At 40.9% G+C, this 19,114-nt stretch carries 9 protein-coding genes; all 9 read left to right on the forward strand.

The window, feature by feature from the left end; all coding sequences use genetic code 11:
• Window positions 1-5 precede the first annotated feature (5 nt).
• A complete protein-coding gene (locus ACYVAA_RS12905) occupies window positions 6-1,496 on the forward strand; it encodes a sulfatase (RefSeq protein ID WP_460542321.1) in 1,491 nt (496 codons plus the stop codon).
• A 97-nt stretch (window positions 1,497-1,593) separates the two neighbouring features.
• Complete coding sequence (locus ACYVAA_RS12910) at window positions 1,594-3,858, forward strand: glycoside hydrolase family 3 N-terminal domain-containing protein (RefSeq protein WP_460542305.1); 2,265 nt, start codon at window positions 1,594-1,596, stop codon at window positions 3,856-3,858.
• Window positions 3,859-4,037: 179 nt separating this feature from the next.
• Window positions 4,038-5,804 (forward strand): sulfatase family protein, encoded by a 1,767-nt coding sequence (locus tag ACYVAA_RS12915; protein WP_460542307.1) that lies wholly within the window; start codon window positions 4,038-4,040, stop codon window positions 5,802-5,804.
• Between the two features lie 35 nt (window positions 5,805-5,839).
• The gene (locus ACYVAA_RS12920; protein WP_460542309.1) at window positions 5,840-7,756 is read left to right on the forward strand and encodes a hypothetical protein; all 1,917 of its coding nucleotides are present in this window, start codon (window positions 5,840-5,842) and stop codon (window positions 7,754-7,756) included.
• Window positions 7,757-8,654: 898 nt separating this feature from the next.
• Window positions 8,655-11,738, forward strand: a complete 3,084-nt coding sequence (locus ACYVAA_RS12925; protein ID WP_460542311.1) for a SusC/RagA family TonB-linked outer membrane protein — start codon at window positions 8,655-8,657, stop codon at window positions 11,736-11,738.
• A 38-nt stretch (window positions 11,739-11,776) separates the two neighbouring features.
• On the forward strand, window positions 11,777-13,267 hold the full coding sequence (locus tag ACYVAA_RS12930; protein ID WP_460542313.1) for a RagB/SusD family nutrient uptake outer membrane protein: 1,491 nt from the start codon (window positions 11,777-11,779) through the stop codon (window positions 13,265-13,267).
• Window positions 13,268-13,289: 22 nt separating this feature from the next.
• Complete coding sequence (locus ACYVAA_RS12935; RefSeq protein WP_460542315.1) at window positions 13,290-13,979, forward strand: fasciclin domain-containing protein; 690 nt, start codon at window positions 13,290-13,292, stop codon at window positions 13,977-13,979.
• 723 nt (window positions 13,980-14,702) lie between these two features.
• Window positions 14,703-17,705, forward strand: a complete 3,003-nt coding sequence (locus ACYVAA_RS12940) for a SusC/RagA family TonB-linked outer membrane protein (RefSeq protein WP_460542317.1) — start codon at window positions 14,703-14,705, stop codon at window positions 17,703-17,705.
• 26 nt (window positions 17,706-17,731) lie between these two features.
• The coding region (locus ACYVAA_RS12945; RefSeq protein WP_460542319.1) for a RagB/SusD family nutrient uptake outer membrane protein at window positions 17,732-19,114 on the forward strand (1,383 nt) is incomplete at its 3' end.

Below are 19,114 nucleotides of genomic sequence, written 5' to 3' on the forward strand. Positions count from 1 at the left end.
TCATGATGAATATAATAACCTACTTCATATTGTTGACGGTTCTTTTCTTTTTTTCTGGCTGTAAGTCCAGTCATAAAGTGGAGAGCAAGGTAATAGAAAGAGCAAAGCCTAACGTTCTTTTCATCGCAATAGATGATTTGAACACGTGGTTGTCATGTTTAAATGATTATTCCAATACCAAAACGCCAAATTTGGATAAGCTTGCTTCACAAGGTATTTTGTTCTCAAACGCACACTGCCAAGCGCCTCTTTGTGGCCCCTCTAGAGCATCGATTATGACCGGACTCCGCCCTTCTACTACGGGGATATATGGGATGATACTGGATGAAAAAATAAGGTCAGAGAATCCCGCTACAAAGGATATAGTATTTCTCCCAGAATACTTTAAAGAGAAGGGGTATTACACCATGGGGATCGGTAAATTGTTTCATGATCATGCACCAGAAGGTGTTTTTGATGAGTCCGGAGGCAGGGTAAAAGGGTTTGGTCCTTTGCCAAAAGAAAGGTTTGTTTGGGATGGTTTTGGTAATTCGGACCCTGAACATTATGGTCGCACAAGTACCGATTGGGGAGCATATCCAGAGCAGGATGACAGGATGCCTGACCATCAATCTGCCAGCTGGGTGATAGACCGGCTTAACAAAAAGTATGATCGACCTTTTTTTATTGGATTGGGCTTTTTGAGACCACATGTACCCCTTTATGTACCTCAAAAGTGGTTTGATCTACATCCTTTGGAAGGGATTGAAGTACCCCCATATCGCTCAGATGATCTAGAGGATATTCCAGAAGTTGGGCTTAAAATAAATGATTTGCCCATGATGCCCTCTACCAAATGGGCCAGGGAAAACGGGGAGTGGAAAAAAATAATTCAAGCCTATTTGGCCTGCGTGAGTTTTGTAGACCACCAAATCGGAAGAGTACTTGAAGCACTGGAAAAAAGCACTTATGCAGATAATACAGTGGTCGTTTTATGGTCCGATCATGGATATCGCCTTGGAGAAAAGGGAACCTTTGCCAAACATGCTTTATGGAATCCTGCTACCAATGCGCCTTTAATGTTCAAAGCACCAAGCCTATCAAGAGGCAAAGTAATTAATGCACCAGTGGAAATGCTGGACATTTATCCTACTTTGTTGGATTTGTGTGGTCTTGATGCTTACGGAAAAAATGAAGGAAAGAGTCTGGTACCCCTGATGAAAGGAGAAAATAATGGTACCGGCCAAATGGCCATTACCACTTTTGGAATGAATAACCATGCGGTAAGGACAAAAAATCATCGATATATTCAATATGAAGACGGCTCAGAGGAGTTTTACGACCTTATAGCAGATCCCAATGAATGGATAAATCAAGCGAACAACCCCAAATATGCCGAAATAGTCAATGATTTAAAGGCAAGTTTACCAAATAATAATGCAAAATGGGATGAAAATTCCTCCTATAATTTCCAGCCCTATTTTGTGGAACAAAAAGCCAGGACCGGTAAGCGTTAACATGATTTGTTCTGATCCCAAGGGAAAGAGAAGTGGATTCGAAAAGCTAAAAAACATCAATAAAGTCAAGTAACTCGAAATATAGCGTGACAAAAATATGAAGTTAACAAGGTATGTATCTGTATTAATTTTGCTACTAATGGGAGATGGAGTTTATGCCCAAATTACTGTTCCTATTTATAAACAATCCAACAGGGAGGTTGATGAACGGGTGGCTGATTTGCTTGGGCGCATGACCCTTGAAGAAAAAGTAGCCCAAATGCGAATGTTTCATGCCCAAATAGGAGTAGAACTTAATGAGCAGGGGGAACTGGATCTTTCTGAAAAAGTGATTCAAAAATTAAGTATAGGCGTAGGTGGAATAAAAAATCCAGGGGAGCATTTATCTCCCGAAAAAGCGGCCTTATTAAATAACAAACTTCAAAAATATATTATAGAACATAACCGATTGGGTATACCCGCTTTCTTTGTGACGGAGTCCTACAACGGGGTCGATGCTGAAGGGTGTACAAGTTTTGGACGGCCCATCAATATGGCTGCCACATTTAACCGAGAGCTAGTCAATAGCGTCTATGATGTAGTAGGGAGGGAAGCACGTTGGCGAGGTTTACACCTTACTCATTCGCCAGAGGCGGATATTGTACGGGATCCACGCTTTGGGAGAATGAGTGAGGCATTTAGTGAAGATACTTACCTAACCACGCAAATGATCATCAGTGCAATTACGGGTTTACAAGGTGGTTATGATGGATTGAAGGCTACACATATAGGTGCAGTGGCCAAGCATTTTGCAGGATATGCACAAGTATCTGGAGGGACTAATTTTGCCTCCATCGAAATTTCCCCAAGGACCCTAATTGATGAGATTTTTCCTCCATTCAAGGCCGCTGTTCAGGAGGCCAATACCCTTGGAATAATGGCATCACATGGGGATATAAATGGGGTGGCGAGCCATGCCAATCCTTGGCTACTGACAGAAGTGCTTCGAGAACAGTGGGGTTTTGAAGGTTATGTAGTTTCTGATGCCAATGACATTGGAAGATTACATTATTTCATGAAAGTGGCCGAAACCCCAGAAGATGCTGCTATTTTGGGCTTAACAGCAGGAGTGGATCTGGATCTATATGCGGAGGATGCCTATGCATTGCTGCCTGAAATAATCAAGGAAATGCCAGAAATAGAGGGGTATATTGACCGGTCTGCGGCCAGGGTATTAAGAACCAAATTTATCCTTGGTCTATTTGATGCTCCCTTTATTGAGGTAGAAAAGGTAAGTACCGCTGTAAGATCAAAACATCATTTGACCTTGGCCCAGGAAGCCGATCGGGAGTCGATTATTTTATTAAAAAATGAGGGGGTATTGCCCTTATCAGCCCAAGAACCTCAGAAAATTGCCTTGGTAGGGCCCTTGTTAGGAAAAGAAGTGAAAAAACAGTTTCAAGACATTGCAGGGAAAGAAATTGAATTTATTGAACAAAAAGGGTTTGACTTGACCAATGGCGTACGGGATGTTCCCCAATTGATGTCCGGTGAAGAACAAAGAAAGGGAATTGAGGAAATCGTAAAAAGCAGTGTGGAGGCCGATGTGGTGGTCGCTTTTGTAGGTGGAGATGAATTTACAGCTAAGGAGGGATTTTTTAACAATGCGCTCGGCGATCGGGACAATATTAATCCTGTAGGACTTCAGGATGAGTTGATTGAGGAGCTTAAAAAACTTGGAAAGCCTTTGATTGTGGTGCTAAAGCACAGAAGGACCCTTTCAATAAATGCATTTAATGAAAAAGCTGATGCTATTCTGGACTGTTGGGATCTCAGCGAACAGGGGGATTATGCCCTAGCAGAAGTGCTTTTCGGAAAGGTAAACCCTTCCGGTAAGCTTCCTGTCACCGTGCCCCTTTCTATTGGACAATTTCCCTTTCATTACAGTCAAAAGGAAATCAATTACAAAAAAGGATACCTGTTTACTGAAAACCATCCTTTGTACCCTTTTGGGTATGGTCTAAGTTATACAACCTTCGGTTATTCCCCGGTCAGACTTTCTAATACTGTATTACATGATGATACGTCGATTAAGGCTACCGTTAAGGTGACCAATACAGGTAAACGAAGAGGTAAAGAAACTGTGCAACTCTATATCAAAGATCTGATTGGTACAGTGGTACGTCCCATGCAAGAACTAAAGGGATTTGAAAAAATAGACCTGAAACCAGGAGAGAGTCAAGAGGTTACCTTTGAAATTAAACCTGAAATGCTGGAGTATACCGGTTTAAATATGAAGAAAGAACAAGGGAAAGGGGAGTTTGAACTCCGAATAGGTAGTTCCTGCCAATCTTTTCAAGCAGTGAATTTTATGTTTGAATAAACCAAAGTTGTTGAATAAAATGAAACTTATTCACCTCTTCACAGTGAATGGAAGTACCTCTCCTGATTATCAGATAAATAGGCATTGAAAAATAGTGTTTTATCTCTTCGAAAAGGGAATAGAAATGAGGTTTCTCGGTTGATAAAAGATCATTGTTTTAATTCTTATCAAAAAAGATTATGTCATTCTCCATCAAAAACAGAATTCCCGTTTTGGAAAGGCTAAGTATAGTATTCTTACTTTTCATTGGTTTTAGTTGCGGCCAATCTGGAAGGTCCCTTAATGAGCAGCATAACAATAAAAGAAAAACAGTCTTGTCAAGGCCCAATATCCTATGGTTGGTCACGGAAGACATGGGACCCTATATAGCTCCCTTTGGCGATTCTACCGCGTACACCCCTAATTTAAACCGCTTGGCCAATGAAGGGGTTATTTATCCCAACTTATATTCTACATCGGGAGTATGTGCTCCCAGTAGGGCAGCCATTGCCACAGGCATGTACCCTTCAAGTATTGGAGCCAATCACATGCGGACCAATTCATATAATGAAGAGGTGGGAATTCCTAAATATGAAGCAGTTCCAGGTCCAGAAGTGAGGATGATCAGCGAATGGCTGCGTGAGGAAGGCTATTATTGTACCAATAATTATAAGGAGGACTACCAATTTAAGGCACCGGTAACTGCTTGGGATGAAAGCGGTCCATATGCCCATTGGCGAAACAGGGCAGAAGGCCAGTCTTTTTTTTCGGTAGTTAACTTTACGGAAACCCATGAATCAGGACTGTTTGATCCTTATGGTTTTCGGCACATAGAGACCAGGCATTACTATGCTGGGGATACTAGCTACAAGTGGGCTGATGGTAGAATGGACGAAGAAGAAACACCTGTTCACCTCAGCAAGGATACTGAATTTCCTATTCCCCCATATTTGCCTAACACCCCTGTCGTTAAGCGGGATATGTGGAAAATGTATAATAATATCTCTGAGATGGATCGGCAATTGGGGGCCGTTTTAAAACAATTGGAGGAAGATGGATTGCTGGAAAATACCATTATATTCTTTTATGGTGACCATGGAGGTCCATTACCCCGGCAGAAACGACTGATTTATGATTCAGGGCTGAATACTCCAATGATCATCCGTTTCCCCCATTCTCGCCGGGCAGGCTCAGAAGATGATCAACTGATCAGCTTTGTTGATTTTGCCCCCACCCTATTGTCCTTGGTGGGCGTAGCGCCAAAGGATTATATGCACGGAAGGGCTTTTTTGGGAGATTATCAGGCCAATGAGGAAAGACAATTTATCCATGCTGCAGCAGACCGCTTCGATGCCTATACGGATGCTATCCGCGCGGTAAGGGATAAGCAGTATAAATACATTAGAAATTTTCGTCCCCATCAAGAGTATTACCTTCCCATATCCTATCGGGAGGAAATCCCTACAATGAAGGAAATGTTGAGGTTAAGGAAAGCAGGAGAATTAGATCCTGTTCAAGCCCAATGGTTCCGCGAAAGCAAACCCAGAGAAGAATTATATGACTGTGTTGCGGATCCTCATGAACTCAATAACCTGGCGGAAGACCCAAAATACCAGGAAAAACTCCAGGAATTGAGCCAGGAAATGGACAGGTGGATACAGGAAATCGGTGACCAGCCAAATTTACCTGAAAAACAATTGATCAATCAGCTTTGGGAGGGCCAAAATACTCAACCAAAAACAGAGGCCCCTTTGGTGAAAGTGGAAAATGGAGAAATTAGGATGAGTAACAACACAGAAGGAGCTTCTATCGCTTATAAAGTAATGGACAAAAAAGGTCGAAAATCCAAAGTATGGAGCTTATACCAAGGGCCAATCAAAGTCCCCAATGGATCTAAAATAATGGTAAAAGCTCACCGAATCGGGTTTAAGCCCAGTGAATTGGTAGAGGTGCTCCTTGATCAATGAAACTTAATTGAAGAATATCCAAAAATACTAAAGAAATGAATCGACGTGATTTTTTACATAGCTCTTCTCTGGCAGGATTGGGCTGTATGATGCCATTCGACAATGTTCTGTTTAATAAAAATGGAGCAAAAGAACAGTCCATACAATATAAAGCATTAGCCTATGGTTTATTAAAAGATTGGTGTGACGGGATGATTCGTCAGTTGATCATTAAACCTTCTGACCCTGAAATCCATGGTATGATGCAGTGTCCCGCCTGCGATGTCGTTCATGCCAGGTTTTCCGATGCTGTATATCCTTTCTTTTATATGGCCAAAGCCACTGGTAAGGAGAAGTATTTGGAAGCAGGAATAGCCGTCATGGAATGGAGTAAAAATGTGACCTTGCCCGATGGTAGCTGGACCAATGATTTGAATCCAAATTCATGGAATGGTACAACGGTTTTTGGTGCCATAGCGTTGGCCGAGACATTAAAATACCATGGTGATTTACTCGATACCAATCGCTACGGGGCATGGAAGGAGCGACTGGGCAAAGCAGCAGCCTTTATATATGAAAAGTTCGAAACCATCGATGCAACCAATGTCAATTATGGAGCTACGAATATTTACGCCCTGTATTTGATTGGTGACCTTTTGGAAGAGCCGAAGTATACTGCTAGAAGCCAACAACTGGCAGCTGAAGTAAAGCATTATTTTACTCAACCTAATTATTTGCTGTATGGAGAAATTAAACCATCAGCGCACAAGAAAAGTGCTAAGGGCTTGCCGGGAGTGGATTTAGGGTACAATGTGGAGGAATCCTTGAACAGTATCGTAATGTATGCCCTGCATACTGGGGACCGAGAACTGTTGGTACTATTGCAAAAATCCTTAGAAAGCCATTTGGAATTCATGCTCCCTGATGGTGGCTGGGACAATAGTTGGGGGACAAGAATGTTTAAATGGACCTATTGGGGCAGTAGGACTTGTGATGGATGTCAGCCGGCTTTCAGCATGATGGCGGGTTTTAATCCAGCATTTGGCACCGCAGTTATAAAAAATACGGAACTGCTCAAGCGATGCACTTCGGAAGGATTATTGCATGGAGGCCCACATTACCTTTCCCATGGCATCAAACCTTGCTTACACCATACCTTTACACATGCCAAATCTCTTGCAACGATTCTGGACCAATGGGAACATTTGCCGCAAATCAATAAAAAAACTTTACTTCCTCGCGAAAAAGCAGATGGTGTACGGCATTTTAAGGAGCTGGATACGGTGCTTTTTTCCAGAGGGAACTGGAGAGGGACCATATCGGCCTATGACGCAGAATACTATCACAAAGAAGATTTGCGCCAGGCAACAGGTAATTCTTTGGGGGTTTTATACCATCAAAAAGTAGGACTTTTATGTACAGCAAGTATGGCGGTTTATAAAATGATGGAACCCTTGAACCAACAGCCTGCACCAGGAAGAGACATTGCGTTGACTCCCCGATTGGAAACTTATGAAAATGGTGTGTGGTATACCAATCTATATGATCTTTCTGCAAGTTTCAGCACTGAAGACAAGATGGGAGAGATTCAGGTTTCAGGTAATGTCAAACTAAAAAATGAAGCAAGGGAAACTGTAGAAAACACCGCAGCCGATTTTGAGCTAGTCTACAGATGCTCCAAAGATTTAATAAAGATTACTGCAAAGACTCCTAAGGCTATTACTGGACAAACAGCTTTTGTGCTTCCCATTATTTCACCATCGGGAGAGGAGGTCTCTCATTCTGAGTCCAATATCATTACCATACAAAAACCAGAGGGCCTGGTTCGAATTACCGCAAATGTTCCCCTGATAATCAAAGAAATGCCTAAAGAAAGAACCTTTAATATGGTGCCAGGGGTGGAAGCAATCCCAATAATGGCATTTTTTGACTCCAATGAAAATCGATTGGAGCTGGATATTAAAGTTATCTGATAATTCCAGCATGGTTTATTCCTCCTTACGGCATAGTACCGACATTTTTTCAAAAGCAAAGAAGTAAAGTGAGAGCAGGCAATGTTGGATTCTAGGTGATTTTGTCATTTACAGAGTTAGCGGATATTCCAGGTGAATAGTAGCGCGTGTGTTAGGGCTGGAACTGCGGCATCTATGAATTAGCCATTTGGACTTACACCTGAGTTTGTTCTTTGCGGTAAGAATATTTTTCTAAATCACTTCCAATTTTCAGGAGCTTGATTTAAAAGATTGGATCCTTTCTACATTTCCTACTACAGGCCGAAGTGGTGCTTAAATTTTGTTTTGAAATTAGGAATTCCTCTCGACCAAGGTACTCTATTGATTTTCATAAATGGTTATAAATCGTGGTATATGGACACCATAAGGGCTATTTGGATGATATTACCATTTTTATGGATTTTATTTTGGGAGATAATCATAAAATTAGTTGAATCAAAATCACAATAAGTTTGATCCATCTGTTCACCAAAAACATGGATTAAATAGGAGGTTCAAAATTCAATACTTGGGTTGGATGAAGACGATGTTCGATTGATATCTAATTCAAATAATGGGAAGAAAAAGAAGCTAAAGGAGAAGGTTTTAGTAATGTGACAAGAGGAATAAATATCATGCGCTGCTATTGGTTATAGTCAGTTGGTACCCGAAGAAGATTTGATCAGGATTAATTTTGAAGAATTAATGGATCTTTTGCAAAGGGGTGAACCTGATTTAAAAAGTAAATCTGTGAATAGTTTAAAATAAAAGAAATGAGAATAAACCTAACATAACCCTAAATCTAAACAATGGTTCCAATACGGAACTCCCCCTTAATGTATAGAAAAACTAATAAGACTAAATTTTAAATTTAAATAAGATGGTTCATAAGATTTTACAAAAAATAATTTTGCTGTCACTGTCGGTGCTGTTCTGCAGTTCGCTGGCCTTGGCGCAGGAGGTCACCGTTTCAGGTACGGTCACCTCTAGTGAAGATGATCTTGGTTTACCTGGTGTTACCATTCGAGTTAAAGGAGGTACAAAAGGAACGACGACAGATTTGGATGGGAAATACCAAATCAAAGCTTCCCCATCAGATGTATTGGTGTTTTCATTTATTGGGTATACAGAAGAGGCTATCGAAGTTGGAAACAGGTCAATAATAGATGTTAACATGAGCCCGGATATTGCTCAGCTTAATGAAGTGGTAGTAGTGGGATATGGTGAGCAGAACAGAAGGGATTTGACGGGATCTGTCGTTTCCATTAAATCAGATGAGCTCGACCAATCCACTCCCGTTAGTGCGCTTGAGGGTATGAGGGGAAGGTTGTCCGGGGTATCCATTACTTCCAATGGCGGTCCTGGAGAAGCGGCAGATATACAAATTAGAGGGACATCGACTCTTAATAGTGGAACTGGTCCCCTATATGTAGTAGACGGACAGCAGTTGGATGATATTGACAACATCAACCCTAATGATATCGCTTCAGTTGAGGTACTGAAAGACGGTGCTTCTGCGGCTATTTATGGTTCAAAATCTGCCAATGGTGTGATCATTATAACAACCAAAAAAGGGAAATCCGGTGAAACGAAAATAGATGCCAACTATGTGCGGAGTTATAGCTCGCTGGCCACAAAAATCCCGGTTTCAAATACGCGTCAAGCAAGGATTTATGAGATTGCCAGGACCGGCAATGATGCTATTAACCCTGGACCTCCAGCAGATTCACTTTCGGCATTGTTCAACCAAGATTTTGACTATCAGGAAATGATCACCAGAGTTGGTGTCAGGGATCAAGTAGGTCTTTCCTTAAGCGGAGGTAAAGAGGACGCAAACTTTTATTGGAATACCGGTTTTTTGAACCAAGATGGGATTGTTAAAAACTCCAATTACCAAAGAATCAATACTACCTTAAATGTGAACTTTAAAGCGACAGACAAGATAAAGGCGGGTACCAGGATTATCGGTTCTTATTCAGAAAGAAATGGTCTTAATGAAGGTTCTGTATTTAATCAATTGTCTACGCACTTTCCTTATCTTCCTACGCAAGATTCAGATGGGACCTATGTGCCACAAACATCAAGTCAGCAAAATGTATTGGCCGAAACACTATTTACGGTAAGACAAAGCAGGGATTACGACGGACAGATATTTAATTACGCTGAACTGGAGCTGTTGCCTTCCCTAAAGTTTAAATCCACATTAGGGGTGCTGTTAGAATTAAGAAGAGACAATGATTTTGATCCTACCATTGTTCAGCCGCTAGGACGCGCTGCAACAGGATCTGAAATTACAAGGCTTAATTTTAGTTTACAACAAGAGAACTACTTTACCTATAAAAAGAAGTTTGGGGACCATAATGTAACAGGGGTTTTGGGTGTTCAGTTTCAAAAATGGAGAAATGAATTTGCCCGGTTCAGGTCCACAGAGTTTAACAATGACATTGTCCGGACCTTTAATAATGTGGTGGAGCTAGATGCAGCCAATACGAGGACTACTGCCTCAGGTAATGCACTTGCTTCTCAGTTTGGTAGGTTAACCTACGATTACAAAGGGAAATATTTGTTTGGGGCCACAGTCAGAAGAGACGGTTCTTCACGCTTTGGGACCGAAAACCAATACGGTGTATTTCCAGGGATATCCTTAGGCTGGAGAATAAGTGATGAAGCTTTTTGGGCACCTCTTACCAATGCGGTTTCCGATATGAAAATTCGAGGAGGGATTTCTCAAAACGGTAATGAACGCATTGGAAACTTCGATAGCAGGTCCCTTTATTCTCCCGGTTTTCTTTATAATGGACAAAATGGAATTGCTTTAACACAGTTGGGCAATGCCAACTTAGCGTGGGAAACTACTCAACAGTCTTATTTGGGAATAGATTTTGGATTTTTAAAAGGCAGGATTAATGCCAGTGTAGATTACTACGAAAAGCTGACCTCAGACCTATTGTATAGCACCCCACTGCCTGAGGAAACAGGCTTTAGCAGCATTAGGAATAATATAGGTGAAATCAAAAACAGAGGTTTTGAACTTTCCATCAGTGGCGATATAATGAATCGACCAGATTTCAAATGGTATTCTAGCTTTAATATTTCTACCAATACCAATGAAATTCTGGACCTTGCCGAGGAGGATGGACAGATCATACAGGGAAATTATATTATAAGGGAAGGTGGCTCCATTGGAGATATGTGGGGTTATACTGCACAAGGAGTGTTTGCTTATAATGAGTCCAATGCATTTGATGATGCAGGGAATCAACTTACGCCAATTTTTGATGAACAGGGCGGATTCCTTAGTTATGAGTTGAACGGTCAGGCCTATGCCGGAAATGTCAACCAGTTAAAAGTCCAAAATCGTGTATTACAGGGAGGAGATGTGTTTTGGAAAGATCTGAATGGAGATTTTAATATAGATGCCGGTAATGATCGTTCAGTGATTGGTAATGGATTGCCCAAGTTATTTGGGGGCTTTTATAATGAGTTTCTCTACAAGGGCATCAAGCTCTCTATTATGTTTGATTATAATTTTGGAAATGACCTGTACAGGGAATATGATGAAACCCGAAACCAGCGTTTGGTAAGAACCATCCTTCCTGGTCCAGAAAGAATTGAGGAAGCCTGGTATCAACCAGGTGATGTGGCAAAATATCCTACATTAGCCTCCAATTCAACTTCAAGAAATAATCTAGGACCTAATACCTTTTGGTTGAGTGATGCCGATTTTATCAAGCTAAGATCGTTAAGACTTGATTATTCATTGCCGGGGTCTATCACAGACAAAGTGAACTTTTTATCCAATGTATCCATCTATGCGTCAGGCAACAACTTATTTACTTGGACAAATTACGAGGGCTATAATCCTGAGTTGGGTACCAGAGGAAATGCCTTGCAACCGGGTATGGATAATTTAAGGTACCCATTGTACCGGGAATATATTATGGGTATTAATATCAATTTTTAATAATCTAGTTTCGATTTAAAATAGATAAAGACACTAATATGAGAATTTTCAATAAAACAGGATGGGTATTGACCATGTCAATGGCCATGATGATCAACTCGGGGTGTGATAGCATTCTTGATGTTGAGCCGGAAAGCGAGATTGGTGAAACGCAGTTTTGGAATGCAGAGACAGATGCCATTGCTGGTGTTGCGGGTATATATGATGCCATGCAGACTGCCTATAGCCGTAAGTATTTTATATGGGGTGAATTTAGATCAGATAATTTTGATGCCAATTCAGCCTCTGAAAATCCTGAATCACAGCAATTAACAGGGAATGATCTTTCTGACCAAAACCGTAATATTGGTGGCTGGGGTGATATGTACAGAATGATTTTAAGGGCCAATCTGGCCATTAATAATATTCCAAATATTACCGGGGATGTTGATCGCTTTTTGGGGCAGGCACATGCTTTAAGGGCTTTTGTGTATTTTGATCTGGTGAGAGCATATGGGGATGTACCCTTATACCTGGACTTAATTACTGGTGTGGAAGATGATATCTTCCGATCAAAAACATCCGGAGAGGAAATCATAAACAATGTGGTAATTCCAGACATGTTAAAGGCTGAGGAGCTGATACTTAATCCCAAGGACCGGTTTGCATTTTCATTATCCAGTATTTATTGCTTACAAGCCGAGGTGTATATGCACTTAAAGGAGTATGCTTTGGCTAAGGAAGCTATGGATAAACTGGAAGCACTTGGCGAGTTTAGTTTGGTAACCAGTCCCGAAGCTTTTCATGCCCTGTTTAGAAATGAACCGGAAAGAGCAGGGCTGGCAGCCAATGAGCAAGAGACAGGCCCGGAACTTATCTTCTCCATTGTATTTAATCAAGATGAAGAACCTGGTGACGGTTCTATTTATAGCCTGTTTTGGCCGGGAGTTCCGAGCTATTTTATTTCAGAGCGACTAGAGCAAAAATGGATGGAAGTATTTCCTACGGATTCACTTTCCTGGCATGCCAAATACCCCGATTATAAACCTTCAAACGTAGATGAAGAAACTGGTGCTACCATTTATGGAGACTACCATAGGTATGTGCAGCTGTATGAACAGAATAAAAATATCGGTGAAAGAAGGTATGGTAAATACAACCTAACCAACTATCCCGGCAATGAGGACGATACCGATATCGTGGTTTATCGCTACGCAGGTATGCTTTTACTCAAAGCTGAAGCGGAAGTAAAGTTGGGAAATCTACAAGAAGCGGTTGACCTTGTTAATCGGGTGAGATCTGCCCGTGATTTACCAGGAATCGATCTGGCCGATTTTGAAAATAGTGAAGACTTACTTAATACAGTATTGGATGAGCGCCAATTTGAACTGCTGGCAGAAGGTAAAAGATGGTGGGATCTGATCAGAAATGATAAAGCCGTGGAAGTAATGGGGCCTATCAATGGCCAGACGGAAGAAAGGCTATTATTCCCTATTTGGTTCCAGCATTTAGTTGATAATCCAAATTTAACGCAAACACCAGGATATTAATTAAGAACTAAACTACATGAAAATGAAAAGTCTTATAAATATAGCGAAAAATATATTTGCGGTAGGAGCGATAGTCTTACTGACCGCAAGTTGTGATTTGGCTCTTCAAAAAGAGTGGGAGTATGTGCGTGAGCCCTTCGGGAATCAGCCGACTGGTCTGACCGCATACGAATGGCTTCAAGAGATAAACGGAAATCCCACTTATAATGATGAAAATGGCCTTCCTGAATTTGAATACCTGCTTGAGGCCATTGAAAAAACTGGTTTGCAGGAACTATATGATGATCCAAATGCAAAACAGACTTATTTTCTTTTAAGAAATAATGCCTTCAATGGGGCTGGTCAACTTATGGAGCATACTACAGGGAACAGTGCTTATCCACTTGATTCCATTAGCAATGACCGTTTGGAACATGCCCTCCGGTATCATATCGTAGATAAGCCTTTGGCGCAAGGAGATATTCCTAAAAATGATTTCTTCTTTTATTATCAGACCTTGGTTCCTGGTGATACTGGAGTGGTGGAAATTAACAAAAGACTCTGGGATCAGTCCATTCGTATCAATTCAAGTATTGCCAGGATCGGATCAACCAGTACACCTTCCAATATGCCCAGTACCTCAAGGGGACGTAGTGTTGACTTACATAACTTTATTTTCACCAACGGTGTAGGGCATCAGCTAAATGGATATGTCAGGTACCAACCATTCTAAAATTTAAATTTCATTAAAAAAGAAGGTAAGCTCTAGACGGGCTTACCTTTTTTTATTCAGCACTTGAATACTTTAAAAAAAACGCCCCAAAAAATAATGGAGGGGTTTTAAGTGATCGTGGTAATTTACGAGTAAGGTAGTAAATAAGCTATAATTGTTATTTTTGAAATCATTTTATGCAATTTTAATGTCAAAATGTCAATTGATAACCTTTTTGTAATTGTTGAAATTTATCTTTATAAATAAGGTAAATGTGGCAATTTACACTATTAATCAATCACAATTATTAATCTATAATATAATTTCTTGTTATACCTGAGGGGAGAAAAAACCTTGTTTTAAAATCAAATTATGCTTTTGAAATAAGGAAGATATCTTGGGTTTGATGGGCTAAATACCCTGAAAAATGGACTTTATTACCCCTTTTTGAAACTATTTTTTTATCCAAAGTCGCCAACTTTAACTATCACAATTAAGGCGAAGCCAAGCAAATGGTTTGGTTGAGGAAATAATAATATGAAACAAATCAAAGTATCTAATAAATATCAAAATTTAATAGTAGTTAAGAAAAGGAAGCAGAAAAATAGCAGGGTGGAATTCCTGTAAGAAGAGTTCAATTAATAGTTAAATTAAAATAACCATAACATGAAATGTAAACATTTACCAAAGGTCTTGTACCTAACGAAAATTGTGCTTTTGGTGTTGTTAACCGGAGCACCCATTATGAGTACGTCATTTGCAGAAGTGGGGGAATTATCCGAAGATAAAGTTGAAATATCCGGACAAGTAACATCTTCCCAAGATGGCTCCACTTTGCCCGGTGTGACCGTTTTAGAGAAAGGTACTACTAACGGAACCATTACCGACCTTGACGGGAAATACAGTTTAAGAGTGGAAGAAGGGGCCACTATTGTGGTTTCTTTTGTAGGTTATGTATCCCAAGAAATAGTAGTGGCTAACCAATCGACCATCAACGTAGAGCTGGAGGTGGATGTAAAGCAATTGGATGAGGTAGTTGTCATTGGTTACGGAACCTCCAAAAAGTCCGATCTTACGGGGTCGGTATCTACAGTGGACACTGAGGCTTTACAAAATACCCCTAATTCCCGCGTGGACCAAGTACTTCAGGGTAGGGCATCCGGAGTGCAGATCACCCAAACTAGTGGTGCGCCTGGAGCAGGTACATCTATAAGAGTGCGAGGTGGTAATTCCATCCAAGGCAGTAATGAGCCCCTTTGGGTAATCGATGGTATTATCGTTGGACAGGATTATAACCTCAACAACCTAAATTCAAATGATATAAAATCCATTGAAATATTGAAAGATGCCTCCTCAATTGCTATATATGGATCTAGAGGGGCAAATGGGGTGATTTTGGTAACAACCAAGAACGGCGCGGCTACTGGGGGAAAGCCTCAGGTGAATGTTGGTTTTTATACCAGTGCCCAATTGGTCCCAGAAAGACCAGCCTACCTTTCTCAATCAGAGCAAATTGACTTTACAAACGAGGATGCAAGGTTCAGATCAGCGGCTGAGCCTTTTCCAAATGATCCATCATCTTACCCTGACAACGATTGGTTTAATCTATTGATTGACCCGGCTGCTATTTATAATGGGGATGTGTCCATTTCAGGTTCTTCTGAAAACGGAAAAGTTAATTATTACAATTCCTTGAATTATTTTAACCAGGATGGATTGATCAAAAATTCAGGAATCGAGAAATATATTTTCCGTTCCAACTTGGATATTGATTTAAGTGATAAATTAAGTGCGGGATTTAGGGTGAATTATTCCAGAATCCACCAGGACAACGGAACGGTTGGCTACAGTTCACTCTTGGCAACACTGCCTACTCAGCCAATCTACAATGAAGATGGATCCTTTAATGGTTTTAACGAGGTGGTTGGGGCTCCTTTTTCAAACCCGGTTGCCAATGCAGTGTTGAATACCAATGAAACCTACACCAATAACTTACTCGGGACGGTTTATTTGGAATATCAACCCAACGAAAAATGGATGATCCGTTCCACATTTAGTCCTGAGATCAATAATACCAAAACCAATATATTTAATTCAAGCCGAAGTCCTGATTATATAGAAGTCGGTCAGGATGGTGACGCAAGCGTCAGTGCCTTATCCAGTTTGGGTTGGAATAATGAAAATACCATTCAATATCAATCTGATTTTGGAGAAAATCATAGTATTACGGCCTTAGGAGGAGCTTCATTCCAAAAGTTTACCTCAGAAAGCTTTTTTGCAGAGGCCTATGGAATCACCAGCGATGCGACAGGTTTTAATAATTTAGGCTTAGGGTCTGACCCTATTAGAAACATCATTGGAAGTGGATACGATGAATTTTCCATTGCATCCTTCTTTGGGAGATTAAACTATTCCTACAAGGACAAATATTTATTGACCTTAGTAGGCAGAACAGATGGTTCTTCGCGTTTTGCCCCAGGAAACAAATATGAGTTTTATCCTTCTGTAGCAGGTGCTTGGAAAGTTTCCGAGGAAGCGTTTATGGATGAGATAAACTTTGTCAATGACCTTAAGTTGAGGGCAAGTTATGGCCGGTCAGGTAGCCAAGGGATTGACTCTTACAGAACTTTAGCCCTGATGACGGAAGCCAGTACTACATATAATGGTGTGCAAACTCCAGGTGTGACCTTAGGCAGGCCTGCTAATCCAGGCCTCAGATGGGAAACCACCAGGCAATTTGATCTGGCATTGGAAGCATCGTTCTTTAGGAACAGGATATTTGCGGAATTTAACTATTACCAAAAACAAACCAATGACCTCTTATTGGAAGTCGTGATTCCAAAGCAAACTGGTTTTACCAGTCAACTGCAGAATATAGGCTCACTCGAAAATAAGGGCTGGGAGCTATTGTTAAAATCGACCAATGTCAGCAATAAAGATTTTGACTGGGGTTCAATGCTTACTCTTAGCTCTAATAAAAACAAGGTACTAGATCTTGGAGGAAGTCAGTTTATTGATGTAGTTGTCGATGAAATATTAGGCGCGGGAAATACCCGAATTATTGTCGGCGAACCAGCCCCCGTATTTACAGGAGTTAGGTACCTTGGTACTTGGAAAAGCCAAGAAGAAATTGATGCTTCCGGGTTGGGATCCCAAGTGGTGGGAGGGCCTCGTTTTGAAGACCTAAATGGAGATGGGATCATTTCTACAGAGGACAATGTGGTTCTCGGCAGCCCGCAGCCTGATTTGGTATTTGGTTTGGAAAACTCCTTATCATACAAAAATTTTGAATTTTCTTTCTTTTTCCAAGGTACAGTAGGGAATGATGTCTATAACTTAAGGACAAGGAACAGCTTTTTTAGCCGAGGAGAAGTTCCAAAATATGCAGAGATGGTAAACCGGTGGACACCTGAAAATCCTACATCAGATATTCCAAGGGCAGGATCTGATGCGGTAACTAATATTTCCAGTAATTCTGAATTTGTGGAAGATGGTTCGCATTTAAGGCTAAAAACTGTGCGGCTTGTTTATAACATGCCTGTTCAGAAAATGGGAATCAAAAGTGTGAATAGAATGTCGGTTTATTTCTCAGGATCAAACCTCTTTCTCGCATCGGGCTTTAGATTAATAGATCCGGAAAGTAGTCGGTATGGGACCACCGGTGTTGGTAATATTGCCCAGGGATTTTCCAATGGAGAATATCCTAATCCGAGGGTATTGACATTAGGGGTAAATGTGACTTTCTAATCTTCGTTCACAAAAAAATGACAATTATGAAAATCAAAAATATAATATATAGCTTATTGGCCGTTTTGGCTGTTGGATGTAAGGGATTCCTGGAGGAAAAGCCCAGAGACATTATTGCTCCTGAAAACTTTTTCAGTTCAGAAGCAGACGCAAGGCAAGCGGTAACAGGGGTATACGCTATCCTAAAAAACAATTCTCTTTATGGGCAGGTGGGATTAGATCATTTTTATGATAATGGGGCAGATATTATTGAGCCCAATCGTGCCGCAGATTTCGTAGAACCTATCGGTAATTACTCCATGAATGAAGCTTTGGCCGATAGATCTATCCAAAAAATGAGTGTTGCCGATACATGGCGGGACTTGTATAAAATAGTACTGAATACCAATATAATAATTGAAAAGGTGGACGGAAATGAGGCCATTCCTGATGCAGTAGAAACAGATATTATTGCCGAATCCTTATTCCTTCGTTCGCTGGCCTATTGGCACATTACCAATCTTTGGGGAGATGCTCCTTATTATACTGAAAGTCTTAACATCGATGAAATAAAAAAATTGGGTAGGACTGATAAGCAAATCATCATTGATGGGATTTTGGAGGATCTGCAATTTGCCCAGGATAATATGCCAAGAAGGGACGAAATCCCAGAAGCCCAGCGAGGAAGAGCCTCCAAATGGACCGCTGCCATGGTTATGGCAAAAATTTATATGAAGCAAGAAAATTGGCAGGCAGGTTTGGATAAGTGTCTTGAGATCATCAATGAGTCCTCCCATCAGTTAATGCCGACCTATGCGGACGTATTTGACCCTTTGCAGGAATACAACGACGAAATAATTTGGTCACTGGATTTTGCCAAAGATATCGTGGGACAGTTTGAAGTTGGGGTGCCACAGTTGGCCGGGAATGGAAATTGGAGACCCAGTATGTTCAATCCAAGATTACGGGACGAACCGGCCAATACTGCTGAAAGGGATGCTTTTGCACAAGCGTTGGCGGATAATGGACAGGCCTTTAATGGCACCGGACTTCAAATCGCCTCCAAGGATTTTGCAGAGAAATTTCCATTGAACGATTTGAGAAGACCCTTGAATGTGATGGATAACTACCTTGGCTTTGATCTGGTATTCCCTTATATGCCTAAATTCATGAACTTAGATCTGGAGTCTTCACCCCGTTTTAACCACTCTGATAACAGGTTGGTCTTTCGTTTGGCGGATGTTTATTTAATGGCTGCTGAATGTGAAAATGAACTGAATGGACCAGCCAATGCCTACCAATATATTCATCCGATACGACAACGAGCCTATCAAACACAAGCTGAATGGGACCTAAGCGGACTTTCTCAACAAGGATTTAGAGAGGCCATTTATGATGAAAGAAAATGGGAGCTGGCAGGAGAATTACAC

The sequence above is a fragment of the Echinicola sediminis genome (assembly GCF_054777495.1).